Raw genomic sequence first — 8,764 nt, forward strand, 5'->3', positions numbered from 1 at the left:
GCGATGTATGTTTTTTTTCATGCCAATCTGCACATAAGTCAAAGGCAAGTCATCGACTTGCCTTTGTTACGCACCCGTTCTCCTAGAAGCGCTCCTGAGCTTATGTGGTAAGTGAAGCGAAGAGTGTTGTGAATGACCAGACAAGACGTTCTTTTACTGACTATAAAGGGGGGATGTTGGTCATGCTGAAACAAAATATACTTTCTAAAATTGCCAAAAACGTCATTAACCATATTCATGAGGGGCTTATTATCACCGATGAAAAAGGAAATATTCTGTTTGTCAATCCGGCTTTTGAAATGGTCACAGGATACGTCGCAGAAGAAGTGATTGGAGAAAACCCAAACATTTTGCAATCGGGAGTACACAACAAAGAATTTTATGAAAGCATGTGGAATGAGATTATTCATCACGGTTTTTGGGAAGGGGAAATTTGGAATAAACGAAAGAACGGAGAGCTATTTGTTGAGTGGCTGAAAATCCATTCCATTAAAGACAGCGAAGGAGCGATTACAAATTATGTTGCTATTTTCTCCGATATTACGGAGCGGAAAAAAAATATTGAGCAGCTAAAAAAGATGGCACATTATGATATTTTGACAGGTGTGCCCAATCGTTATTTATTAACGAAACGGATCGAAAGCTTAATTCAAACGTCTAGGAAATATAATCAGCAATTTGCTGTTTTGTTTTTAGACTTGGACCGATTTAAGTACGTCAATGATATGCTGGGCCATCTGGCGGGAGATTTGCTGCTGAAAAAGGTGGCTCAGAGATTGAAAGGGATTTTGCAAAGAAAGGATACGATCGCCAGAATCGGCGGAGACGAGTTTATTATAGTTCTCCCTAACTTGAGGCATATTAGAGAAGCGATTCAAATAGCAGAAGCCATCCATGAAGCCTTGAAGGCTGCTTTTCGCTTAAATGGCCATGAAGCTTATATTTCAGTGAGCATCGGAATCAGCTTTTACCCGCACGACGGGGAGGACATCGAAACATTGATTCGCAATGCAGACCGGGCGATGTATCAGGCAAAAGTAAGCGGCCGAAATCATTTTGAAGTGTATCATAGTGAATCACATGATCAGGACCAGCAAGGCTTTTTTCTTGAAAATCTGCTCCGAAAAGCAGTCATACACAAAGAATTTGAATTGCATTATCAGCCGCAAATTCACATTGAAACAAAACAAATTTATGGTGTGGAGGCCTTGCTCAGATGGAAGCGTCCGGATATCGGCTTTGTATCTCCGAGCCAGTTTATTCCGATTGCCGAAGAATCGGGGATGATCATCCCCATTAGCGAGTGGGTGCTTTTGCAAGCCTGTGAAGATTTAAAAAGGCTGAGTTTAACCTATCCGCATTTAAAAATGTCCGTTAATATTTCAGCTATTCATTTTCAGCAAGCCGATTTTGTGAAAAAGCTTGAACAAATGATCGAACAGTCGAACGTAAATCCAAGGTTTTTAGAATTAGAGCTGACAGAAAGTACGATTATGCCTCGTGCGGAAAAATCCATTGAACAGCTAGTGAAGCTGAAGCAGCTCGGTCTGAAAATTGCGGTCGATGATTTTGGCACCGGTTTTTCTTCTCTAAGCTATTTGCGCCGTTTTCCTATCGATATTTTAAAAATTGATCAAAGCTTTATTAAAAGCTTGTTGTCTTCCTATGATGACGCATCCATTGTTACAGCGATTATTAAAATGGGACAAAATTTACGGCTTTCGATTATTGCCGAGGGAGTAGAAACGGAAAAGCAGTTTAAGTTTTTGCGGCAGCAAGGATGTGATTACGCACAAGGGTATTATATATCGAAGCCTCTGCCGTTCGCGGAACTGCAAGAATTTTTAAAGGAATGGACAGCGATTATAGGAGGGAATACAGATGGATAAACTGACGATTATTGCGACTGCAGCCATGGGAATTGAATCAATTGTAGCAGAAGAAGTGCGGCGCCTTGGCTATGAATGCACGGTTGAGAACGGCAAAATTACATTTGCTGCCGATGAATTGGCTATTTGCCGCTCCAATTTATGGCTGCGAACAGCGGATCGAATCAAATTAAAAATGGGTGAATTTCGAGCAACAACCTTTGAAGAATTGTTTGAGCAAACGAAAGCGCTCCCGTGGGCAGATTATATCCCTGTTCATGCGGAGTTCCCGGTCATCGGAAAATCAGTGAAGTCCCAATTGTTCAGCGTTTCTGATTGTCAAGCTATTGTAAAAAAAGCCGTTGTTGAAAGTTTAAAGCAGCATTATCGGGTATCGTGGTTTGAAGAGACGGGACCGCTCTATCGCATTGAAGTGGCGCTGCATAAAGATATCGCTACCTTAACGATTGATACAAGCGGAGCCGGTCTTCACAAACGCGGCTATCGCGTTGCTCAAGGGGAAGCGCCATTAAAGGAAACATTGGCGGCCGCGCTCATTCAATTAACAAATTGGACACCAGATCGTCCATTCGTCGATCCTTTTTGCGGATCGGGAACCATTCCCATTGAAGCGGCACTGATCGGGCAAAACATTGCTCCTGGGTTTAATCGCGACTTTGTGTCGGAACAATGGGACTGGATTGGCGAGCGCCATTGGGAGCGGGCGCGTGAAGAGGCAGAGGATTTGGCGAAATATGATCAGCCGCTTGATATTTCCGGATTCGATATTGATCACCGCATGGTTCAAGTAGCCAAAGATAACGCGCTAGAAGCGGGATTAGGCGATATCATTGCATTTAAGCAGATGCAAGTAAAGGATTTTACAACTAACAAACTATACGGAGTGATCCTCGGCAATCCGCCATACGGCGAGCGGCTTGGCGAGCGGAAGCAGGTAGAGGAAATGTATAAAGAAATGGGACAAACCTTCGCTAAGCTTGATACATGGTCCATCTATATGTTAACTGCGCACAAACAATTTGAAACATATTATGGGAAACCGGCAACCAAGCGCCGCAAGCTTTTCAATGGCTTTATTGAAACACAATATTATCAATATTGGGGGCCACGTCCTCCAAAAGAGCGATGAGTGAAGGAGCAAGTGAAAAGTTTTTACCTCGCAGACGAACAACCAATATTCCATTTTTATTGTTGCACCGCATCTCTTTTATTTTAAACGAGGTGCGGTTGTTTTTTGTCGATTATTGATGTTTTATGTGATGAAGGGTTTTTCGAGAAATCAGATATTTACTGAATCGATTCGCTGCAAAGTAAAAATTTATATATAAGATTAGGCGTATGGACGATCCAATGAGCAGCCCTGAATCCCTCATTTTTTTGCTGAAGTCAGCAAACAGAAAAGCGGACGTTAAGCCATATTACTCTGTTTTTATTAATGAATCATCAACACTAGTGATATAACGATAAAAACAAATACTTCCTTTCTCCTTTTTGTTGAAACATCATGACGAATAGGTAAAGAAATATAGCATGATTTGTTTCTTTTGGGCATATAAATAATATCGGCACCTATTGTGCACAAAAATGCATCATTCTTCCATTCGCAAGGAAATGGCTGGTTCAACGGCTTGCATATTTCTGGATATTTTGGAGATAAAGGAAGACAAGACTCTTGATTGCGCGTTTATTCGCTTGAAATAAACGTTTATATCTGCTTTGATGCGAGTCTTGCAGAAATAACAAAATGGATGAAGGAGAGAATGAAATGGCTTTATTATGTAAGGATTTGTTAAAAATTTCTCAAGCGCTCGACAAAACCTATGCTCTGTTAGAGAAGCATCAGGAGGAAACAACAGGGCTTGAAAGCATTGAAATAGCCAAACACGAATGGAAACAAGCATTTACATATGCAATGTCTGATGTGTTTCGTGCGTAATGGCGGCCAGTGTTCCGACTCTTACATTGACATCCTCCGACAGATAAGGGATAATAATTGATTGTTACTCTTATTATGTTGGAGGGGGTCGAAGGATGAGCCGCGAGCGCTATCCTTTTTCGTTAGAAAAAAACGAGAACTTTTTTGATAAATTAAATGAATGGATCGGCGATGTATTTTATGATATTTTGCCGGACGCTGGCTTTGAATTGCGCGATGAGCAAGTTTATATGGCGTTTCAGCTGGAAAGAGCGTTTAAAGAAAAGAAAGTGATGTTTGCTGAAGCAGGGGTGGGAACAGGAAAAACGATCGTTTATTTGCTTTATGCGATCTGTTATGCGCGTTATACCGGGAAACCAGCGATCATTGCTTGTGCCGATGAAACGCTCATTGAGCAGTTAGTGAAAAAAGAGGGGGATATCGCCAAAATTTCCCATGTGCTCGACTTGCATATTGATGTGCGTCTTGCTAAATCACAAGATCAGTATTTATGTTTAAATAAGCTTGATCGAGTGTTAATGACGGAAGATGATGTCGAGCTTTACGAGCAAATTTTTGATGATCTTCCTGATTTTGTACATGATTACAAAGCGCTGCAGTCGTTCTATCATTACGGAGACCGCAAAGAATATGCACATTTAAGCGACGAGCAATGGCGAAAAATTGCCTGGGATTCATTTCAAGATTGCTTTGCCTGTGATAAGCGGCATCGCTGTGGACAAACATTGTCGCGTGAGCATTATCGGAAAGCAGCTGATTTAATTGTTTGTTCACACGATTTTTATATGGAGCACGTATGGACATATGAGGCACGCAAACGGGAGGGACAGCTTCCGCTTTTGCCTGAGGCGTGCTGTGTGGTCTTTGACGAAGGGCATTTATTGGAATTTGCCGCTCAAAAGGCCTTAACATATCGAATGAAGGAAACAACATTAGAAACACTATTGACTCGCTTATTAGAAAACGACATTCGTGAGGAGCTCGCTTATCTTATTGAAGAAGCACTGCAACTGAATGCTCGCTTTTTTGCTGAGCTGACGGCTTGCGCGGTAGAAATTGCAGGTTCGAATCGCCAAGAAATTTCTTTCTCTGACCAGTTGATGAAACGAGGCAAACAACTGCTTGCAGCGATTGAGAAGATCGGCAATGAACTTGTTTTTGAAAGTGAAACATTTACCATCGATCACTATCAATTAAATATTGTTGATGAATATTTAGATCAGATTAGCCATTCACTTCACTTATTGATCCATAATCGTGATGCGATTACGTGGCTGGAAGTACTGAACGAAGGAAAAACACTAGTCATCATGCCGCGGACGGTGCAGGAAGTATTGCAGGAGAAAGTGTTTAGCAAAAATATTCCTTTTATCTTCTCATCTGCTACGCTGTCGAATCACCAATCGTTTGAGTATATCGCGATGAGCTTAGGAATTAAGGATTATTTATCTTTTAGCGTGGAATCACCGTTTAATTACGATGAGCAGATGACGATTTATATGCCGTTTTTTGCAAATGATGAAACGTTATTTGAACAAAAATATCGCTATGCGCTGCAAAAAATTCGCGAAACAAATGGACGGGCTTTACTTTTGTTCCCTTCACGGCAAGAGCTGCAAAGATTTAAGAAAAAGGCCGTACATGAGGACGGGCTTTCCTTTTTATTTGAAGGAGACCAAGAAATAAGTGAGCTTGTAGCGACTTTCCAAAGACAAGAAGAAACGATTTTATGCTCTGAACATTTATGGGAAGGATTAGATATTCCGGGACCGTCGTTGGCAAACGTCATCATCTGGTCGCTTCCATATCCGCCAAACGACCCTGTGTTTCAAGCGAAACGGAAGGCATACGAAAATCCATTTTGGGAAGTCGATGTTCCGTATATGTTATTGCGGTTGCGCCAAGGAATAGGGCGACTGATCCGCACACATGAGGATCAAGGAATCGTGTCCATTTTTGTAACGAATGAGGAAAGCGAGAAAGTAATTGAAGCAGTTAAAAGAGTGCTGCCGACGAATGTAAGGGAAGAATAATTTCTTCCCTTTTTTTCGTGGCATGGTTATTTTCATAAAGAAAGAGGAAAAGGAAGATGAAGAGGGAATTATAATAATTTGGGCGAACCAAGAAAGGGGGATAAAGATGCTGAAGGAAATGGAGCAGCAATTTTTGCGCTATATAAAAAAAATGATGAGCTACAATGAAGCGATCCAACTAATGTATTGGGACATGCGGACTGGCGCTCCGAAAAAAGGCTTAGAGCAGCGTGCAGAAGTAGTCGGCATTCTATCTCAAGAAATGTTTAAAATGTCGATATCAGAGGAAATGGCCGCTTATATCGCCAAGCTTTCACCAAGCCATGTGCAAACGGAGCTATCTGCAGTGGTGCAATGTGCCTTAGCGGAATGCAGAAAAGAATATGAACGAAATAAAAAAATTCCGGTTGAGGAATATAAGGAATATGTTGTGTTGCAGTCGAAAGCGGAAAGCGTTTGGGAAGAAGCGAAAGAAAAATCCGATTTTGCGATGTTTCGTCCTTATTTAGAAAGATTAGTGGAGTTTAATCAAAAATTTATCGAATATTGGGGCTATCAAGGACATCCGTACAATACGTTGCTTGATTTGTATGAACCGGGCATAACGGTTGAACTGCTCGACCAAGTATTTGCCAAACTGCGAGAGCGTATGGTTCCGCTTGTTCAAGCAGTGGCCGCTGCCGAGCATAAACCCGATACCTCATTTTTATTTCAGAAATTTCCGAAGGAGAAACAGCGCGCTTTTAGCCTCGAATTGTTGCGCGAGCTTGGCTACGATTTTTCCGCCGGCCGTTTAGACGAGACGGTTCATCCGTTTGCGATTGGGTTAAATCCAGGAGATGTCCGGATTACCACTCGATACGATGAGCACGATTTTCGCACGGCTCTATTTGGTACGATTCATGAGTGCGGCCATGCGATATATGAGCAAAATATTGCTAAAGAGCTGGTCGGTACGCCCCTATGTACAGGAACGTCAATGGGAATTCATGAGTCGCAGTCGCTGTTTTACGAAAATTTCATCGGCCGTCATTATTCATATTGGAAGCGCCATTATCCGCTTCTCCAGAAATACGCGCCAGAGCAATTTGCCAGCATCACATTAGATGAGTTTTATCGGGCGGTGAATGAAGCGAAGCCATCTCTTATTCGCATTGAAGCGGATGAGCTCACCTATTCTTTACATATTATGATTCGCTATGAAATCGAGAAAGAACTGTTCAATGGAAGCGTTGCTGTGGACGACTTGCCAGAGCTTTGGAACGATAAATACGAGGAATATCTAGGCATTCGACCGGATTCCGATGCGTCTGGCATATTGCAGGATGTGCATTGGTCAGGAGGCAGCTTTGGCTACTTTCCTTCTTATGCGCTTGGCTATATGTATGCCGCCCAATTCAAGCATGCGATGCTGAAGGATCTGCCTCATTTTGACGATTTGCTGGAAAAGGGAGACATGCTCCCGATCCGCAGCTGGCTGACAGAAAAAGTCCATTGCTTCGGAAAAACGAAAAAGCCGCTTGACATTTTGCAAGAAGCGACAGGTGAAGAGCTAAATGTGGATTATTTAATTCAATACCTAGAAGATAAATATCGAGCGATTTATCAGCTATAAACCTATTGGAACCACCTTTTGCCCGCTTGGATAGGCGGAGAAAAGGTGGCTTTTTATACCATCACCGCAGGCTGAAGCCGTTGATTTATTCAGAATGAGAGAGACGAAGTAAAGCACAAGAGGAGGCAGAGCAAAGAACGTGGTTGTTTCTGTGTCGGACAGCAGTAGCATTCAAGTATTTAATAGCCAAACAGCTAAATGAGGATATCAAAATGAGCCGTGCTTCCATCGGGAATTGCTGGGACTAACAGGCTGCATGGGAAAAGAGATTGTAATTTATGGTTAGAATTAGACACAGTTATTGAAAGAAATAAAAAATATAGTTCAGTGATGACAATAAGGTATATAAGGGAATTAGCTGTGGTGATTTTAGGACGAGGAAATATTAAAAAAGAAATATAGGTTTTCATAATCCTCATTTTTTGTTGGCAAAAAGAGTGCAAGACAAAACCTTTTCTAGAAAAATGAATGTACGTTTTCAGCATGATGATAACGAGAACAGTTTATTTAGATTTTCTGTGTTGCTATATTCTGGGGGCTCTGCTAAATGTTATATAAAGAAATTAATAATCAATTGAGCCTCCCTCTCATAGTTTGGCAGTGACCACTCGATTTGATAAAGATTTTGCTTTTTCGATAAGAAAAAAATAATAGAGTGAGTTAGTATTAAACTCTAGGTACTAAGGTTAGACTTGCACTCTTATGTCAGGCTTCTTCTGACAAATGACGATTGGTAATTTGTGAAAGCTTTAGAAAGAGTAAATAATTGATTACAGCCGTCCCCCATGTACATGTAAATCCGTATTGCATAACTACTCGCAAAAAACGCACCTTTAGTTCTTATGAGATATGGATTGAATGAAAGAGTATGATTGAGAAAAAGAGCGTGTAGATACGTTTTCGTTTTAATTCCTGTATTATCAACTGCTTCAGTTTTTCATTAAAAAATCATATGTCTTTTTTATTCTCTCCAACTTGAACGAAAGCACTAAGCTATTCTTAAATAAGGTCTGGCTTTTTATTCAGCTTCTCTGGAATGGCCGGCCAGATTAGGAATAGGAGGAAAAGGGATCATCGGACTGAATTTTGTCGAAATGTCTCGTATTTTGTCTGTCGAAAAATCTTGCCACTCCCTTTTCTCCTCGCTACAATGTTTTTGAACCATGGGCAGATAAAGGGGGAATACGATGAAACCACGCAAAAGGATGAAACAACTTAGAAAATGGTTCATTTGGAGTCTGGCTTTTTTGTTAATTTTGACTAGCCTCCCAGTGGAGGGGTGGGCGGAAGC

At 41.3% G+C, this 8,764-nt stretch carries 5 protein-coding genes; all 5 read left to right on the forward strand.

Annotation, left to right across the window (positions count from 1 at the left end; genetic code table 11):
* Positions 1–182: 182 nt before the first annotated feature.
* The 5 genes from B6A27_RS17710 to B6A27_RS17725 all read left to right on the forward strand — a co-directional run bounded on the left by B6A27_RS17710 (position 183) and on the right by B6A27_RS17725 (position 7,473).
* Positions 183–1,889 (forward strand): putative bifunctional diguanylate cyclase/phosphodiesterase, encoded by a 1,707-nt coding sequence (locus B6A27_RS17710; RefSeq protein ID WP_236631871.1) that lies wholly within the window; start codon positions 183–185, stop codon positions 1,887–1,889.
* Positions 1,882–3,018, forward strand: a complete 1,137-nt coding sequence (locus B6A27_RS17715; protein WP_080862827.1) for a THUMP domain-containing class I SAM-dependent RNA methyltransferase — start codon at positions 1,882–1,884, stop codon at positions 3,016–3,018. The genes B6A27_RS17710 and B6A27_RS17715 overlap by 8 nt, the downstream gene beginning before the upstream one ends.
* Before the next feature lie 636 nt (positions 3,019–3,654).
* Positions 3,655–3,825: a hypothetical protein gene (locus B6A27_RS18895; protein ID WP_172798631.1), complete on the forward strand. Its 171-nt coding sequence runs from the start codon at positions 3,655–3,657 to the stop codon at positions 3,823–3,825.
* A 95-nt stretch (positions 3,826–3,920) separates the two neighbouring features.
* Positions 3,921–5,858, forward strand: a complete 1,938-nt coding sequence (locus B6A27_RS17720; RefSeq protein ID WP_080862828.1) for an ATP-dependent DNA helicase — start codon at positions 3,921–3,923, stop codon at positions 5,856–5,858.
* A gap of 106 nt (positions 5,859–5,964) precedes the next feature.
* Positions 5,965–7,473 (forward strand): carboxypeptidase M32, encoded by a 1,509-nt coding sequence (locus tag B6A27_RS17725; protein ID WP_080862829.1) that lies wholly within the window; start codon positions 5,965–5,967, stop codon positions 7,471–7,473.
* The last annotated feature ends 1,291 nt before the right edge of the window (positions 7,474–8,764 follow it).

The sequence above is a fragment of the Anoxybacillus sp. UARK-01 genome (assembly GCF_002075365.1).
GTDB classification, from domain to species: domain Bacteria; phylum Bacillota; class Bacilli; order Bacillales; family Anoxybacillaceae; genus Anoxybacteroides; species Anoxybacteroides rupiense.